The organism is Arthrobacter sp. E70, from assembly GCF_058266945.1.
Genome location: NZ_JBYQFR010000008.1, coordinates 134,937 through 151,130, shown reverse-complemented (window position 1 = coordinate 151,130; position 16,194 = coordinate 134,937). Strand labels below are relative to the sequence as shown.

Sequence of the window (16,194 nt, the reverse complement as noted above, 5' to 3'; positions counted from 1 at the left end):
TTGAGAGGGGGCACATTGCCTTCGCTCTCCGGGATTGTTGTGCAGCCGAATCCATTCGGCGCGCGTGTTTGCCGTCGGCAAGGAGTCCGGGCGGCCGGCACGTGCCGCGCAGTCGCCCTACAACCAGTCGGCCACCGGCAGTACCGCACCGGCCTGGACGACAGAGACGGCGCCGAGGCTGCTGCCTGCCCCAGCAGGGCAACAAATCGCAGAACTGGTAATCCTGTACCGGCTAGTGACGCAGCACGGAATCCCGGAGCCTGCCGTCCAGGAGCCGGTCAACGAATCCGTGCCCGACGGCGACGTCACAGTCCTTGGCACAGCTGCTTCTTAGCTCTTCGGCAAAGCCCACGGTGTTTCCTCCCACACAACGCAGGCTCGGCATTCGTGGAATGCCGAGCCTGGAGCGGGTTCGGTTACCGGGGATCAGTATCCGGCGATTTCGTGCGGGACGTAGGGACTTTCAAGTTCTGTCTTTTCCTCCGGCGTGAGCGTTAGCTCGAGCGAGCTCAGGGCGTCGTGGAGATGTTGTGGCTTGCTCGCACCGACGATGGGCGCGCTGACCACACTGTTGGAGCGGACCCAAGCCAAGGCCACCTGGGCGCGTGGCACCCCTCGACGTTCGGCAATAGCGCGCACGGCATCCGCGACCGCCCGGTCGCCGCTCTCGGCACTGTAGAGCGTCTTGCCGAACTCGTCCTTCTCCGAACGGTTGGTTTTCTCGTCCCAGTCCCGGGTCAGTTTGCCGCGGGCCAGCGGACTCCAGGGCAGGACCCCGATCTTTTGGTCGGCGCAGAGGGGGAACATTTCGCGTTCCTCCTCCCGGTATACGAGGTTGTAGTGGTCCTGCATCGTCACGAACCGGGTCCAGCCATTGGTCTGCTGCAGATACAGGGCCTTGCTGAATTGCCATGCGGCCATCGATGAGGCACCGATATAGCGGACTTTGCCGGCCTTGACGACGTCGTGCAGGGCTTCAAGCGTTTCCTCTATGGGTGTGGCCGGATCCCAGCGGTGAATCTGGTACAGATCGACATAGTCCGTCCCCAGCCGGGTCAGGCTGGCATCAAGCTCCGCGAAGATGGCCTTGCGCGAAAGTCCCCTTCCGTTCGGGCCGGGCCGCATCACGCCGTGGACCTTTGTGGCGATCACGATTTCCTCGCGGCGGGTGAACTCGGCCAGCGCGCTGCCCACGATCTCCTCGCTGGAGCCGTTGGAGTAGACGTTCGCGGTGTCGAAGAAGTTGATACCGGCATCCACGGCTTGGCGGATCAGTGGCCGGCTCTCACTTTCAGGCAGCGTCCACGGATGGGGACCCCGCGCGGGATCCCCGTATGTCATACATCCCAGTGCCAGGGGCGAGATGTCCATGCCGGTGTTGCCGAGCTTGATGTAATCCATGTTCGTCCTCCGCCTTGCAGTCCCGGTCGCAGCTGCAACCCCTGCCCCCACGCTATGTGAAGAACAGCCCCTTGTGCGCATCTGCACGCGCGGGCACAAGCACCGTTTCATCAACGCGCCGGACCGCGGCACGGGGAGCACGGTCGCAAAGGGCCGTCGACGTGGGGGAGTCATGACCATCGTGGCTGGACCGCGACATTTATGTGCCTTGGTTGCCTTGGGGAGTCCCGGTATCCCGGCGGGTTCTCCGTACGCTTTCCTTGCGGGCTATGTCGTACCAGAAAACAGCACTTGGCTCGGGTGCGTAAGTATCAAGGTGTCGGTAAAGAGCATCCAGGAGTCTGGCTAGCTCTTCATCTGACAAGCCTGTGACCAGTTCCGGCCCCCTAGGGTCCAGGAGGATGCTGAACAGTTGTGTATCCGTCATCACTGGCAGTTGCCACCGGCCCGCGCAACTCTCTTCATGTTGCCTCGCCAGTGCTTCGCCCCTGTTCACTGACCCTCGAGGATTGAGGGTACGCGTGCGGCAGCTTTCTTGGAGCAACGCACAAACGCAAAACCAGATGACTGCGGGCTCGGCGATGAAAATTCAAGGGGCAATGCTGACGTCACCTCCATGGTCGCGGATGAGGAAAGTGGCCATGCGCTTGGCGAACACGGCTGCCTCTCGGTCTCCCTCGACAGCCGAAATGATCGAACCCTTTGTCAGGATGTGGCAGGAGCGGGCAAAAACGTCAGGTCGTTCAAGGCCGCCCTCCACAGCCAGGGCCCGTATGAAGGCGCGGACTTCTGCTAAATATTCAATGGATGCAACTCCCAGTGGATGAGCGGGACCCATCTCCAACAGGGTGCTGACGAAGGCGCAGGCTTGGAAATCATCCTGGCGGAACCACCCGTCCAGGACATCGAAGATGGCCAACAATCTGCCCGTAGGGCTGTCCGTCCGCCGTGCGGTTTCGGCGATAATCGCATCAACCGTCAGGTCCTGGTGGCAGCGCTCCAGATAGGCAAGGACCAGTTCGTCCTTGGAGGCGAAGTGCGTATAGAACGTTGCTTTGGCGACCCCGGCTCTGGAGATCAACTCATTGATGCCGACATCGCGGATGCCGCGCTGTAGGAACAGCTCGTATGCCGCAGCCAGGATGCGCTCCCGGGCACCACCTGTAGTCGGCCGTGCAGGAGTAGCAACGCCAACGCCACCAAAGGCGGCCGGAACGTCGTATGTGTGTGCCATCAAAAGCCGACCCTACACGAACAGACAGACCAGTCGGTACACCTCAGCTCATCAACACGGCATGTTGGGGCTTACTGAAGCCGAGGCATTTCTCTGCGATGGAGAAGGGCGCCCCGATTCGTGAAGACGCCCGGGGACATGTCGGGCTGGGGATTTAGCGTTGGAGGTACAGGGCCAGGCCGAGGATGCAGTCATTGACGGCTTGACGGGTGAGGACGACGACGGCACCTGCAAGGGCACCGGATGCTGCTGGGATGGCTAATAGACCGAGGTGAGTCGGTGCGATTCTTCTTCGCCGGGCTTCTCGGGTGGGCCCGGAATGGCCCTACTCATATTCACAGGGCTGGAACGCGGGTACGACATGGCTGCTTGTAGGGCGTTCGGGGGGATTGAGGAGACAGCGCCGGGGGGCGTATTCCCGCATTTGTCGCGCCAAGGAGGGTGTGGACAGCGTCCACTCATACGTCAGCTTTATGGATGGCAGTGGGAGCGGGCCTCCCGCCGGTCGACGTGGCTCTCGGTGTGATTTCCGCGTCTGAGAAGAAGGTAGCTGGGCCCAGTGTGGTCCGTTGCCAGTCAATCTGACGTCAGGCTGGGGCGTGTGCGCGCGCCGGCGTTTTGTACGCGGTGATGAATGCGGGGGTGTTATAGACCGGCCGGAACTAGGTCTTGGCAGCGGGTGGCGCGCAGGCGTCGTTGATGATTCGCCGGGCCAGGTTCAGGGCGCGTTTCCCGTAGGTGGCACCGTCCAGGACGGCCCCTGTGGCGTATGCCCCGTTGAGGACGATGAGGAGTTCTTCGGCCAGTTGCCCGGGGTCGTCCGCCCCGGCATCAGCTGCAAGGGAGTAGAACAAGTCGCGGACTTGCTGCTTGTGGCTAACAGCTGCCATGTGGGCCGGGTGTGCGCCGCCGGGGAACTCGGTGCTGGTGTTCAGCATAGGGCAGCCGCGGTAGGTCGGGCCGGCGCAGTCCGTAGCCAATACCTCAAAGATGGCTAGGAGCTTGTCCTGCGGTTTGGGCCGGTCATCGGCGGCTTGCCGCATGCGGTCAAACCAGGCGTCAGCGCGGCCCTGGACGTAGGCGGTGGCTAAGGCGTCCTTGGTAGGAAACTGACGGTAGACCGTGGCATTGCCAACCCCACACTCCTTCACCACAGTGTCCATCCCCACCGCCCGGATGCCCTGCTGGTAGAACAGCCGGGTCGCCACTTCGAGCACGTTGCGACGGTTCTCCTCGCCCGATCTGCGCGCCACCACACCACTCCTTATGGATCGTGAGAGTTGTTCCCGGTCACAAGTTTGACAGACGGAACGATCCGTCACAAACTTGAGAACGATCCGTCACATTTGATCCGTACAGGCGGGACAGGAAGCAAGGAGAACATCATGAAGGCAGCAGTCTTGGGGACCGGCATGGTCGGGCGGATCATCGCATCGCGCCTGGTCGAGCTGGGCCACACCGTGGTAATGGGCACGCGCGATCCGGAGGCAACACTGGCCCGCACTGAGGCGGACGCCATGGGCACGCCGTCCTTCGCCGGGTGGGCCGCTGAGAACAGTGGTGTCACCCTGGCCCGTTTCGCCGATGCCGCAGCCGGTGCCGACCTTATCGTCAATGCCACCAACGGCGGCGCCTCACTGGAGGTGCTGGCCCAGGCGGGCGCGGAAAATCTCGATGGGAAGATCATCCTCGACATTGCCAATCCGCTGGACTTCAGCAACGGCATGCCTCCAACTCTGTTCGTCAAGGACACTGATTCCCTCGGTGAGCAGATCCAGCGCGCCTTCCCCAAGGCCCGGGTCGTGAAGTCCCTGAACACCATGAACGCCGATCTCATGGCCCGCCCGGGGCAGCTGTCCGATCCCGGGACCGTTTTTGTGTCCGGGAATGACAGTGACGCCAAGGAAATCGTCACCGTGCTCCTGAAGGACTTCGGCCACCAGGATGTCATCGACCTTGGCGACATCAGCACTGCACGTGGCACCGAAATGCTCCTGCCCGTTTGGCTCCGCCTTTGGGGCGCGCTCGGGACCCCCGCGTTCAACTTCAAGATCGTCCGCTGATCCCTTCGGCCGCCCTGCCGGACTGCGACGCCGGCAGGGCGGCCCACTTCGCTCACCCGAGGTAGCGCACCTCGACGCGGTAGCCTCCGACAGGACTTCTTTGCCTCGAATCTGCGACCGCGGTAAACGACACAGCGACCTAGGCAGACCTAAGCATGAACGGCTTCGGCCCCACGGCACTGCAGCGGCTGTCTGCAGATTGCCGGATTTTTGCTTGATATCGCATGATCTGGCGGATCCTATGTGGTCGCCGGGGCACGGGAAAGGCGCGCCCCGTTCGCTGAGCGCGCCTTCCCTGCCCTTCAGGTATGACCTTGTCTGCTGGGGCCGTGCCGGCTTATCCCTTGCGGCCGGGAAGAAGGAGAAGGGCGTCCCCGACTGGACGCTCGCCGGTGGCGTCGGAGGGCGAGTTAACGACTTGACCGTCCTCGACCATGGTGGTGGATCCACCGCCGTCGAGGTTGATGGCATTGACCATGCCCAGCGAGCGGGCGACGTCGGCTGATTCCTTGATGCTCAGGCCGAGGCTCGTGGTCTGGCGGCCGTCGGCCGTGACCAGCAGGGTGCGGCCTTGGGCATCGATGCCGGCAATGGTGCGGGGGTTGCGCTTGTGCACCCAGCCGTAGAAGAAGCTGTTGCTGTCATTGGTGCGGACCATGCCGTCACGCTTGGCGGTGACGTTCAGCTGCCCGTCTTGGACGAGAGTCGGTCCGCCGTTGATCACGTCGGTCGTGGGGCTGGTCTTGAGCTTCTTGCCGCTCTCATCGACCAGGTCCGTGTCGACTTTGAGTTTGGAGCCGGGGGTGGCCAGGGCGGCGAGCTTGTCGGCGTCCGCTCCGATGGCCTGAAGGGTCTGGCTGCCGGGCGGGACGGCGGTGCCGCGGCTGTGGTTGACCGCGGTGACGGTGCCGTTGCCATCAAGCACGACTTCAAGTCCCGGCCCGGACGGGGTGGTGGGGCCGAATTCCGGAGTGAAGCCGACGATCTCGTCCGCGTCCGTGCAGGTGAAGTCATGCAGCGGCAGGTTGGTGGGGGTGTCGTCGGTGCCTCCGCAGTTGCGGATGAGCCCGGGGACCCGGTTGATCCCGTCCAGGGGAAGTTCTTCGGCCTGGCCCGGTCCGGTGACTGAGCCGTGCCAGTGCAGGCGCTGGATGGAGGTGCCGTTCTTCTCGATGACCAGGGAGGGCCGGTCCCCGACGGGTTCGCTGAGGACCTTGCCGTCCTGGGCTGCTGCCCCTGCAGGGTCGCCCGGGGCGCCGGCGGCGGGGTCCATCACGAAGTAGCCGCCATTCGTGGCAGCCAGGGCACCGGCAGCGGCGGCGAGTGAGCTCGTTGTCTCGCGGTCTTGGAGATTCGGGCCGAACGACGAGGTAAGGTCGCCGCGGAATTCCTTCGGGTCGATGGTCAGTACCTGCAGGTTCCAGGGGCCGCGGTCATCTTCGCTGGAGCCTGCGTCGCCGTCCCAGCCGGTGTAGATAGTGGAGGATTTGTAGCCGGCAGCCTTGATTTGATCGACGGTCGCTGCGCCATCCGCCTTCGCAGCGAACTGTCCGGCCCGGACGCGGTATCCGAGGTCGCCGCCGGCGTCGGCCAGCTGGGGTGACTGGACGTGCTCGACACGGGCAGGAACTTCGGCGGCGATGAGCTTGTCGGCAACAAGCTGCGCCTGCGCTTGGGTGGACAGCGCCGTGGCGGGGGCGTCAGGGTCCGGGGAGGTGGAGGGGACGGCCACCTCGATGGTCCAGAAGAAGTCCTGGTTGGGAGTGCCGCGGGTGATGACGGTCCGGGTCAGGCCCGGGGCAAGGGTGGTCACTGTCCGGGTCTCGGGCTGATCTGCCGCCCCAAGATCAAGGTGGGCGGGCTGTGACGGCGTGGCAGTCTGCTGATCCGGTGCCGGAACCATGGGTGCCGCGGTGGAGGCGCCCACTGGCGCGAGGAGGGCGACGGGAATGGATACGGCCAGCGCGGTGACAGCCGCACGGCGTCGCACCACGCCCGTCACGGGAAGACGGCGGGTTGTTCTGGAGCTCAAGGTAGGCCTCTTAAGGTTGGGGTCTCAACAGGAGCTCCCAGGCTACTCATCAGTAATTAATCGGGTATGGCTGGCTGGTGAACTGCGCCTATCGGAGGGGCAACCTTCGACCCTTCGCGCCTGAGGGCCCCGCCACGAAAAGATGAGGCGCCCAGTTAAAACTGGCAAGCTGCCCAGCCGCCGTCGTACTTCCTTGCGTTTAATCCAAGGGTGGCTGCCCTGGACGGGAACTACCGATTGCCGCCATTGCTGCTGCTGAGGCAGCAGCTCTGTCAGTAAGCCGCGATAACGCGGCTGTAACGCTCCCCGGACTATTTTGACTTCCGCAACGTCAACCCGCCGCTCCGATTCGGCACCGGGCAGATTAAACCCGACATGCAGCGCCGGGAGTACGAGCCCGGTGCCAGGCCAAGTCAAGGAACCCGCCCCCGTCATCACCACCTAGGGAAAGATGTCCTGTTCATCCCGGCCTCCCGTGATCTCCCCGAGCATCCAGGCTTGGAGAACGGATCCTGAATGACTTTCCGACAGTTCTGGGGAGTGCTGACTGCAACGGCTGGACTTGTGGCGTTGGTGCTGGTCAATGTCGACTGGGCGCCGGCAGCCCTGGGCGACCCTGCCCGGACCCTTTTTCTGAACGCGCAGGGGGTCCTGCGGTGGAGTCAAAATCCAAACCGGGTGCCGTTTTCAGTGACGGAGTTACTCCTGTTCTTCGCGGTGGGCCTGGCCTTCGTGGCTGCAGGCATCGCCGCTTGGTACAGCAGGCCCAACCGCAATCCAGGCCTGCTGCTAGTGGTGTCGGGGTGGATGTGGCTGGCCGCCGGTCTTCGCCTGTCCAGCAGTCCACTGGCCTTCACTCTTGGGGTGACTTTGACGCTGATGTACCAGCCACCTTTGCTGCAGCTGGCCTTGTGCTTTCCGGGGGGCAGACTGCGCAGCAGGTGGGAGAAGCGGTTCGTGACGTTCTTCTTTGCCTCCTGGCTCTTCATCGCGATCGCCGGGTGGGCGTTCTTCGACCCTCGGGAACAGATTGCCGGGCACGCCTCCAGCTCGCAGAACCTTTTCCTGCTGTGGAACAGTGCGGAGATCACCAACCGGATTGGAAATGCGGCCAGGGTGTTCCAGATCTGTGTGGGACTTTCCGTGGTGGCTGTGCTGGTGGCGCGCTGGCGCTCCGGAACGCCGGCCTATCGCTCCTCATTTCTGCCGCTGTGGCTGGCCGTCATACTGAAGACGGCTGCGACTATCTGGGTGTCCCTGGCGGTGGTGCAGCTGTCGGGGACCCTCTCGCCCGAAGCGTTGCTGTGGCAGTACCCGGCCACTGCGGTGGTGCCTTTTGCGGTCTTGTTAGGCCTTTGGCGGTACCGCTTCGCCCGTGGCGCCCTGGGCGATGTCATGGTCGAAATCGGCGCGGTGCCGGTTAACGACCGGCTTATCCGCGTCCTGCGCCGCTCGGTGCACGACCCCACCCTGACACTGTGGCGTTGGTCAGAGGAGGTGGGACAGTTCATTGACGACGACGGCGGGCAGCAGTGCCTGCCCAACGGCACCTCGGGCAGGGCTGCGATTGTCCTTGAACGCAGTGGCAGACCCTTCGGCGCCTTGGTCTTTGATGAGACGCTCAAGGACCAGCCTGAACTGCTCGCTGCCCTCAGCAGCGCTACGACCCTCACCCTTGAAAACCAGCATATGGAACAGCAGCTGCGTGAAAAGCTGATCGAAGTCAGGCGCTCGCGGCAGCGCATTGTCACCGCCGGGGACGACCGTCGGCGGCAGCTGGAAAGGGACTTGCACGACGGCGCCCAGCAGCGGCTCGTGGCCGTCGCCATGGTCTTGGCAAGGGCCGTCCGGGTGCAGGATCCACAAGAGATGCAGGTCCTCGTCCAGCAGGCCCGCAAGGACCTCAACGAGGCCCTTGCCGAGCTGAGGGAGCTGGCGCACGGCATGTATCCGCCGTCGTTGCGCGACCGCGGCCTTATTGCTTCCGTGACCTCCCTGGCTGAACGCGCTGAGGTACCCATCCAAGTCAAGGCCGACCTTCCCCTGCGGCCGCCACCGACGGTCGAGATGGCCGCCTATTTCATCTGCGCGGAGGCGGTGACCAATACGGTCAAGCATGCAGCAGCCACGTCCATGAATATTTCCCTGGCCAGCAACACGAAGGAACTCGTCATGACGATTGCCGACGACGGCCGGGGCGGGGCAAGATTCGGCCCTGATGGGGGCCTGCTCGGCCTGACAGACCGTGCGGAAGCTTTGGGCGGCGTCCTTGGCCTTTCCAGTCCGCCGGGCCGGGGAACCACTATTACCGTTACCCTCCCCTTCGTCAATGATTCCGAGGGGGCCATGCCGTGACTCTGCGTGTGGCAATCGCTGATGATTCCGCTCTCTTGCGGAGGGGATTGGCCGTCCTGCTGGCTTCCGAAGGCCTGGACGTCGTGGGGGAAGCCTCGGATGCGCAGGGGTTACTGGATCTGGTAGCCGGCCAACGGCCTGATGTGGCTGTGGTGGATATTCGGATGCCCCCGTCGTATACGGTTGAGGGCATTCGGGCAGCGGAGCGGATCCGGCGGGACCATCCCGAAACTGGCGTGCTGCTCCTTTCCCAGTACATCGAAACGGATAACGCCATGGCCCTCATGGGCAACGGTGCCGGCAGCCTCGGGTACCTGCTGAAGGAACGCGTGTCGGACATGGACGAGTTCCTGGAGGCACTGCAGCGGGTGGCAAGGGGTGGAACCGCCGTCGATCCAGACCTGGTCAGCCGCATGGTCTCCCGGCCGCAGGCAGCGGCGCGCTACAGCCAGGAACTGTCCAGCCGTGAGAAGGACGTACTGGCGCTGATGGCGGAGGGCCGCACCAATACCGGGATAGCCGCGGCGCTTCTGATGAGTGAGCGCACTGTCGAGGCGCATGTCCGCAGCATCTTCCTCAAGTTCGGGCTCCACCCTGAGCCAGAGGACCACCGACGGGTGCTGGCCGTCCTGACATACCTCCGCGCCGGCCACGACCCCAGGGCCTGAAGCGTGACCAGCGCAACCTGACCCCGTCCTCAAGATGCAACCAGCGCGGCTACGCGCGAGTGAAGTTCTGCGCGCATCAAATGGGCCAGCTGAAAGCCGGGTTCGAGGCCAAGAGTCTCCTGGCAGAGACTCCGGAAACGGCGGTAGGACCGTTGCGCCCCGTTGATGTTCCCGGCGGCGAGCTGCGCCCGAACGAGCAGGACCACCGAACGCTCCCGCAGGGGTTCGATACCGGCCGCGGCCAGCCCGGCCCTTTCGGCCGTCTCCGCATCGCCGTCGGCGAGCGCCCGTTCTGCTGCAGCGTCCAAGGCCATGACACGCAGGTGACGGAACCGCTCCTGTTCGCCGATGACCCAGTCCTCATAGCAGCCCGGCAGGAGTTCCGCCGTCCTTAGATCCTCAATTGCAGGTGTCTCTCCGGATGCGTGTTTCAGCGACTGCTCCAGGAGATGGACGTCAACGGCTACTGACGGGTCCAAGGCCAGAGGGTCTTCCGTGCCCTGCAGCAGGCCGGGAAGCTCGTGGGCAACGTGCCACAGGGTGACCCGCACGCTGGCTGCGGCTTGCTGGTCGTTGCTGTCCGGCCAGAGCAGCCCCGCCATGGCCGTCCGCGATCGCGGCCCAAGAAGCGCCAGTGCAGTGATGAGCCGGCGTTGGCGGCTTGTCACGCGCACTGGTTGGCCTAGGCGCCGCAGCTGCCAGCAGCCCAAGAGAGTCAAAGTCCAGGTGGTGTCGGTCATCGCCAAATCCTCACTGTCTTCGCGGGTCAAAGCGTGCTTCCAGTCTGCTGGCGTCCCGGGACGGGCACTTCCGTGCTGTCACTTAAAGGCAGCCAACGGGGCTGCCTCGGGAAGAAGAGTGGTCCTGCATTACCGGGCCTTTGGACATGCGGGAACGGCGGAGGCCCCAATCGTCCTCCGCCGTTCCCCCATGTCCGCCTGCCGGCAAACGGGCACCTAACTCACGTACACCCAGGGAACGCCGAGGTAATTGGCCGAACCGTCGCTGAAGTTCAGTTGCGCGGTGGAGCCCCCACCCCGGGCATAGACGTAGAGGGAAGCTGTAACCCGCAGGTAGGCCTGGTCGGCGCCAAGCAGGTCGGAGTAATACATGTTGCGCCAACCATCGAACCGATCGTTGACATTGATGTTGTCATCGCTGACGTCAAGGACATTGGCGGTGCCGGTGGCCTTGTAGTTGTACTGGTAGCCGACGGCTGAGAGATCGATCCGGACATGCGCTTCCTTCGAGTCCCAGAAGCCGTCGTCTGCCCGGACGATGTAGAAGCCGTTAAAAGGGACCGACACCGAATGGGAGTAGTTGCGGTTTTCCGGTGCCCTGTAGGTGAACCACCAGTCCATGTGCACGGTGAACGACCGCGCGCCGGTGCCGAACAGACCTGATCCTGCACCGTTGGCGTATACCGAAGCGTCTATGTTGCCGGGGTTGTAGCCCTGCCAGTACACGTTTCCGTCGGAACCGTGCAGCGTCCCGTAGTAGGGGGTCAACCAGCCAACGGCTGCCGCGCGGGCATTCAGTGCGGCGCCAAAGCCCGGATGAAGGCTGGCCAGCTCCGTAGAAGATGAGGCGGCGGACAGTTCTTTGCTAAGCGAGGTGACCAGCTGGAGGGTCTCCTCGGTTTGCTCCTCGTGCAAACGCTCTTGGTTTTTGAAGGCCTCGCCCAATTCGCTGGGCAAGGTGTCCTGAAGCTGTGAGAGCCGGGTTTGCCCCCTGCTTTCAAGTTCCCGCAAGCGGTTGGCCTGTCTGGTCTGCAAACGGATGACCTCCTCGCGACGGTCGGCCACCAGCTGGTCGAGGACCTTGTCTATGTCAGTCTTGATCTTTTTCACGGTATTTCTTTCCTTTGCATCTTGGGATGGAGCGCCACGTTTGATGGCCGTAGGCCTGGAGGGGAGGCTGTGGCTCCACGATATGAACGGCCGGTTATCTGCCCGTCACGCGCTTAGCGCGGACGGGGGGGCAGGATCCGCTGTGCCCCGGACATGGTGGATGGGAACCCCGCATCTGCCCTGAAGGCCCAACAGCCACGGCTCTCCAGAGCCGTGTGGGCAGGCGCGTGTCGAAGATGCCCTGTGTCGTATTTGCACGATGAGGGGTTCGCCTGACCACCCGCATATGCTTTTCAAATACCACGAGCGATTGGATGTGCATGGGCCGCAGTTATGTCATTGACGCAATTCCCGGTGACGGCATTGGCGTGGACGTCACCGACGTCGCGATGCAGTGCGTCGACGCCGTAGCCGGAATTTACGACTTCGACGTCCAGTGGCGGGTCCGCGACTGGAACAGCCAGCTGTACCGCAAGGCGGGCCGTATGATGCCCGTCGACGGTATAGAGCAGCTGAGCAGCGGTGATGGCATCTACCTGGGCGCCGTAGGGACACCCGACGTACCCGACGACGTCACCCTCTGGGGGCTCCTCATCCCTATCCGCCGGGAGTTTGACCAGTACATCAACCTCCGGCCCATGCGGTTGCTGCCCGGCATCGTCAGTGCCATGCCCGGCATCGAGGAACTGGACATCGTAGTGGTTCGGGAGAACGTTGAAGGCGAGTACTCCCAGATCGGGGGAAGGTTCGGCAGCGGAACCGACGGCGAGTTCGCGGTTCAGGAGAGCGTCTTCACCAGGCGCGGTATCGCGCGGGCGGCGCACTTTGCCGCCAGCCTTGCCACCGAACGCGGCGGGCAGCTCGTCTCGGCAACAAAGTCCAACGGCATCATCCACACCATGCCCTTCTGGGATGAGGTGGTGGCGGCGACGGTCGAGGCGTTCCCCGGCGTCGCCATCGAAAAGGTGCTCATTGATGCCCTGGCGGCACGGTTGGTGATGAAGCCGACGAGTATCCGGACCATCGTTGCGTCGAACCTGTTTGGGGACATTCTCTCGGACCTGGTGGCTGGTATTGCCGGCTCCATTGGGATTGCCCCCAGCGCCAACCTCAACCCGGAGCGCCGGCACCCGTCCATGTTCGAACCCGTGCACGGCTCTGCTCCGGATATTGCGGGCAAGGGTATCGCCAACCCGGTCGGTGCTCTGTGGGCCGCGGCAATGATGCTCGACCATCTCGGGGAGGCGGAGGCGGCCCGGTCGCTGACCCTGGCTTTTGAGGGCACCCTCGCTGACGGCACGGCGACGCCGGACCTGAAGGGCACCGCCACCACGGCGGAGTTCGCCGCGGCAGTGCTGTCGCGCCTGTCCTAGGCAACTAGGCTGAGCGCAAACGCTTCTCCAAACGGAACGCGACCAGCGAGGCTGCCGCCCCCGCTGCCGCGACTACAGCCGCAAGCGTCCATCCCACCGCCGGACTGAACTGGGAGAAAACGATCCCGAACAGCAGCGGCCCCAACGATCCGCCGATGTAGGTGCCGCTCTGAGTGATCCCTGTGGCCTGGACGGTGAACGGATGCGCCGTACGCGAGACCACGTAGTGGGCCAGGCCGTTCCAGCCCCAGCCCAGACCGAAGGCGACGACGGCCCCGGCCGCATAGGCGAGCGGGAAACCGGACGCCATGCCGAGCAGCCCTACGCTACCGGCCCCCATCATCAGGGCCACCGTGGCCATCGAGCCGCCGATTCCCCGGTCCGCGGCAATGCCCACCAGCGGGCGGGCCAGAATCCCGGCCACACTGGCGACCCCCAACAGTAGACCCGCGCCGGCGGCAGCGAATCCCGCCTGCACCGCCATGGTGACAGTGAAAGCACCCACCGCATTGGCCTGCCCCGCACCCAGCGCGCTGGCCACGGCTGTGGCAAGAAGGAACGCTTTCAGCCTCCAGGGGAGTGGCTCGCCTGAAGCGTCACCGGAGCGCCGGTGGAGGGCGGCCGAGCGTGGGAGGGACCTGAAGAGCGCCGGGATCAGGGCAGCCGCCAGCAGTGCTGCCAGCGCAAAGGTCCAGCTCCACCCCACGGTAAGCGCAAATACCGGGACGGACAGGCCAGCGGTGAGCGTCGCCGTCGGAATGGCGGCCTGCTTGAGGCCAAACGAGAAGGCGCGGTTGCGTACCGCCACCTGATCCACGATCAGGCCGTTGGACAGTGGGTGGATCAGGGCGTTCGCGGCACCGGCGAAACTGAGCCAGACGATTAGCCACGCCCAGTGTGGAGTGGCAAAGGCGATGCCGGCCAGCGCAACGAAGCCCAGCCCGACAGCGAGCGGAACTCCACGGCGGAGCCCGAGGCCGCCCGCCACGTACCCCGCCGGGACAGACAGCAGTGCGGAGACTGCCCAGAAGGCGGCCACCGCGACTCCGAGCGACGACGCCGTCATGCCCAGGTCCTGCTCCAGCTGGACAGCCAGGCCGCCGACGAGGAAGACGGGCAGCACCGCCACCACCGTCGTCAGCGCCGCGATGGCCGTGGCGCGCTGTCCCGGTCGACGCGCAGGTGTTCGAACGGGTTTGGCGGCTGCCGGCCTCATCGTGCGGATCGGCTTTGCGAAGCGCCTGCCGCATCATCCTGGGCGGCGCCATCACTGCCCAACATGGAGCGCCCGCCGGTTCGTACCTGGGCCAGCAGGCCGCCCGCAGTGAGGACGGCACGTTCGGCGGGCGAGAAGTCGAGCCCGAGCACCAGTTCAGTGCCTCCGTCCACCCGGGCGGTGATGGAGCGGCGACCATGGGCGAGGGAGTCGGCAAGCCCTTCGATGACCCACCGCTGCCCGGTTGAGCTTTGCGCGTCGGAGGGGAGTATCAGCGGCACGATCCCGGCCGCGATGAGGTTGCGGCGGTGGATCCGCGCGTAGCTGCGGGCAGCGACCACCCGTACCCCCAGGTACAGCGGGATCAGGGCGGCGTGCTCCCGCGACGAACCCTGCCCGTAGTTTTCCCCGCCGACAATGATTCCGCCGCCCCATTCGAGGGCGCGATCATGAAAACCAGGGTCGAGGCGGCGGAACATGAAGCGCGCGCAGACGGCGATGTTGGACCATACAGACATGGCGATAGCGCCGTCGGGAGCCATGTCGCCGGTGGAAATGTCATCACCGACGGCGATCAGCACCCGGGCGTCCAGGCCAGCCGGCAGCGGTGAGGGCTGTGGCGGTGGGACGAGGTTGCTGCCCCGCTCGATCTCGATGTTGCGACGTGTCTCAAGAGGCAGCACCCCGGCGATGTGCAGGTCGTGGACTTCCGGACGCGGAGGAGTGGCGGGGCGGAGCTCGGCGCGGGTCACGGTGGAGGCGTCGACGATGGCGCCTTCCAGCGCACTGGCCGCAGCGGTTGACGGCGAACACAGGTACACGCAGTCCTCGGCTGTACCGCTGCGGCCCGGGAAGTTGCGGTTGAACGTGCGCAACGACGGCGCACCCTCCGTCGGTGCCTGCCCGATGCCCACGCAGGGGCCGCATACCGGCTCGAGCATCCGCGCCCCGGCTGCCAGAAGGTCCTCGTAGACACCGGAAGCGATGATCGTCTGCAGGATCTGCCGTGATCCCGGGGTTACCGTGAGCTGGACAGACGGATGGACGGTATATCCCTTGAGGATGGCCGCCACAGTGGCCAGGTCCTCATAGGAACTGTTCACGGAGGAGCCGACGCACACCTGCACCACCTCGGTGCGCGGCAACTCGGACACTGGACGGACGTTGCCTGGTGAGTGCGGCAGTGCCACGAGCGGAACGAGACGTGAGAGATCAATCTGCTCGTCGTCGTCGTACCTTGCGCCCGCGTCTGCCGCCAGGGGTACAAACTGATCCTCGCGGCGCTGGGCCCGGAGCCAGGCACGGGTCTGGTCATCGGAAGGAAAGATGGCCGTGGCAGCGCCTGTTTCGATGATCATGTTGCAGATGGTCGCGCGTGCCGCGACTGACAGGCTGGCCACACCCTCGCCGTGAAACTCGAACACCTTGCCGCGGCCGCCGCGCACGCCGTGGCGGCGCAGCAGCTCCAGCACCACGTCCTTCCCTTCGGCATGGGGTCCGAGCGTGCCTGTCAGTTCCACGCCTACGACTGCGGGGCACACAAAGTCGAACCCATAGCCCGCCATCGCCACGGCCACCTCCAGCCCGCCGGCGCCGAGGGCGAACATGCCGAGGGCGCCCGCCGTGGAGGTGTGGGAGTCAGCGCCCACCAGGACCTGGCCCGGGCGGGAAAAGTGTTCCAGATGGATGTAGTGGGAGATGCCGTGCCCGGCGGGGGAGTAGCGCAACCCGTAGCGCGCGGAGAACGTCCGGAGGTAGTGGTGGTCCTGCATGTTCTTGTCATCGATCTGCAGGACGTTGTGATCGACATACATGACCGCCAGCGGCACCGCGATGGAATCCCCGCCGAGCATTTCGAACTGCATGGCGGTCATGGTCCCAGTCGCGTCCTCGATGAGGATCTGGTCGACGGCGATGGTGATGTCTGCACCGGGGGTCAGCTCGCCGGACGCGAGATGGCTGGCCAGGATTTTGTGGGTCAGTGTCCCGGGCATTGGGAGCT

13 protein-coding genes are annotated in these 16,194 nt (G+C 64.6%); 4 read left to right on the top strand and 9 right to left on the bottom strand.

Features of this window, described 5'->3' with window-relative positions:
* Window positions 1-232: 232 nt before the first annotated feature.
* The 4 genes from AC3IMC_RS12215 to AC3IMC_RS12200 all read right to left on the bottom strand — a co-directional run bounded on the left by AC3IMC_RS12215 (window position 233) and on the right by AC3IMC_RS12200 (window position 3,888).
* On the bottom strand, window positions 233-367 hold the full coding sequence (locus AC3IMC_RS12215; protein WP_490918823.1) for a hypothetical protein: 135 nt from the start codon (window positions 365-367) through the stop codon (window positions 233-235).
* Between the two features lie 59 nt (window positions 368-426).
* The gene (locus tag AC3IMC_RS12210) at window positions 427-1,401 is read right to left on the bottom strand and encodes an aldo/keto reductase (RefSeq protein ID WP_490918822.1); all 975 of its coding nucleotides are present in this window, start codon (window positions 1,399-1,401) and stop codon (window positions 427-429) included.
* A gap of 589 nt (window positions 1,402-1,990) precedes the next feature.
* Complete coding sequence (locus AC3IMC_RS12205; protein ID WP_490918821.1) at window positions 1,991-2,635, bottom strand: TetR/AcrR family transcriptional regulator; 645 nt, start codon at window positions 2,633-2,635, stop codon at window positions 1,991-1,993.
* Window positions 2,636-3,297: 662 nt separating this feature from the next.
* Complete coding sequence (locus tag AC3IMC_RS12200; RefSeq protein WP_490918820.1) at window positions 3,298-3,888, bottom strand: TetR/AcrR family transcriptional regulator; 591 nt, start codon at window positions 3,886-3,888, stop codon at window positions 3,298-3,300.
* 132 nt (window positions 3,889-4,020) lie between these two features.
* Between AC3IMC_RS12200 and AC3IMC_RS12195 the strand changes: the two genes are divergently transcribed.
* The gene (locus tag AC3IMC_RS12195; protein ID WP_490918819.1) at window positions 4,021-4,698 is read left to right on the top strand and encodes an NADPH-dependent F420 reductase; all 678 of its coding nucleotides are present in this window, start codon (window positions 4,021-4,023) and stop codon (window positions 4,696-4,698) included.
* A gap of 337 nt (window positions 4,699-5,035) precedes the next feature.
* On the opposite strand, the gene AC3IMC_RS12190 is transcribed toward AC3IMC_RS12195, so the two are convergent.
* Window positions 5,036-6,730, bottom strand: a complete 1,695-nt coding sequence (locus AC3IMC_RS12190; RefSeq protein ID WP_490918818.1) for a phosphodiester glycosidase family protein — start codon at window positions 6,728-6,730, stop codon at window positions 5,036-5,038.
* A 516-nt stretch (window positions 6,731-7,246) separates the two neighbouring features.
* On the opposite strand from AC3IMC_RS12190, the gene AC3IMC_RS12185 reads away from it, so the two are divergent.
* Window positions 7,247-9,085, top strand: a complete 1,839-nt coding sequence (locus AC3IMC_RS12185) for a sensor histidine kinase (protein WP_490918817.1) — start codon at window positions 7,247-7,249, stop codon at window positions 9,083-9,085.
* An 8-nt stretch (window positions 9,086-9,093) separates the two neighbouring features.
* Window positions 9,094-9,753 (top strand): response regulator, encoded by a 660-nt coding sequence (locus tag AC3IMC_RS12180; RefSeq protein WP_490918816.1) that lies wholly within the window; start codon window positions 9,094-9,096, stop codon window positions 9,751-9,753.
* A gap of 29 nt (window positions 9,754-9,782) precedes the next feature.
* Here the strand turns inward: AC3IMC_RS12180 and AC3IMC_RS12175 are convergent, their stop codons facing one another.
* Both AC3IMC_RS12175 and AC3IMC_RS12170 read right to left on the bottom strand, forming a co-directional pair.
* Entirely contained in the window at window positions 9,783-10,421 is a 639-nt protein-coding gene (locus AC3IMC_RS12175; protein WP_490918815.1) for an AfsR/SARP family transcriptional regulator, read from the bottom strand.
* 288 nt (window positions 10,422-10,709) lie between these two features.
* The gene (locus AC3IMC_RS12170; protein ID WP_490918814.1) at window positions 10,710-11,603 is read right to left on the bottom strand and encodes a hypothetical protein; all 894 of its coding nucleotides are present in this window, start codon (window positions 11,601-11,603) and stop codon (window positions 10,710-10,712) included.
* Between the two features lie 320 nt (window positions 11,604-11,923).
* Here AC3IMC_RS12170 and AC3IMC_RS12165 point away from each other — a divergent pair, with 320 nt between their 5' ends.
* Complete coding sequence (locus tag AC3IMC_RS12165) at window positions 11,924-12,976, top strand: isocitrate/isopropylmalate family dehydrogenase (RefSeq protein ID WP_490918813.1); 1,053 nt, start codon at window positions 11,924-11,926, stop codon at window positions 12,974-12,976.
* 4 nt (window positions 12,977-12,980) lie between these two features.
* On the opposite strand, the gene AC3IMC_RS12160 is transcribed toward AC3IMC_RS12165, so the two are convergent.
* Together AC3IMC_RS12160 and AC3IMC_RS12155 are read right to left on the bottom strand one after the other, a co-directional pair.
* Window positions 12,981-14,192, bottom strand: coding sequence for an MFS transporter (locus AC3IMC_RS12160; protein WP_490918812.1), 1,212 nt, complete (start codon window positions 14,190-14,192; stop codon window positions 12,981-12,983).
* Window positions 14,189-16,186, bottom strand: a complete 1,998-nt coding sequence (locus tag AC3IMC_RS12155) for an aconitate hydratase (protein WP_490918811.1) — start codon at window positions 16,184-16,186, stop codon at window positions 14,189-14,191. The genes AC3IMC_RS12160 and AC3IMC_RS12155 overlap by 4 nt, the downstream gene beginning before the upstream one ends.
* Between the last annotated feature and the right edge of the window lie 8 nt (window positions 16,187-16,194).

Excerpts from the sequence above, each read along its gene's own strand:
- AC3IMC_RS12210 (WP_490918822.1), bottom strand. The coding sequence starts at position 1,401 with ATGGATTACATCAAGCTCGGCAACACCGGCATGGACATCTCGCCCCTG.
- AC3IMC_RS12205 (WP_490918821.1), bottom strand. The coding sequence starts at position 2,635 with ATGGCACACACATACGACGTTCCGGCCGCCTTTGGTGGCGTTGGCGTT.
- AC3IMC_RS12195 (WP_490918819.1), top strand. The coding sequence starts at position 4,021 with ATGAAGGCAGCAGTCTTGGGGACCGGCATGGTCGGGCGGATCATCGCA.
- AC3IMC_RS12185 (WP_490918817.1), top strand. The coding sequence starts at position 7,247 with ATGACTTTCCGACAGTTCTGGGGAGTGCTGACTGCAACGGCTGGACTT.
- AC3IMC_RS12165 (WP_490918813.1), top strand. The coding sequence starts at position 11,924 with ATGGGCCGCAGTTATGTCATTGACGCAATTCCCGGTGACGGCATTGGC.
- AC3IMC_RS12160 (WP_490918812.1), bottom strand. The coding sequence starts at position 14,192 with ATGAGGCCGGCAGCCGCCAAACCCGTTCGAACACCTGCGCGTCGACCG.
- AC3IMC_RS12155 (WP_490918811.1), bottom strand. The coding sequence starts at position 16,186 with ATGCCCGGGACACTGACCCACAAAATCCTGGCCAGCCATCTCGCGTCC.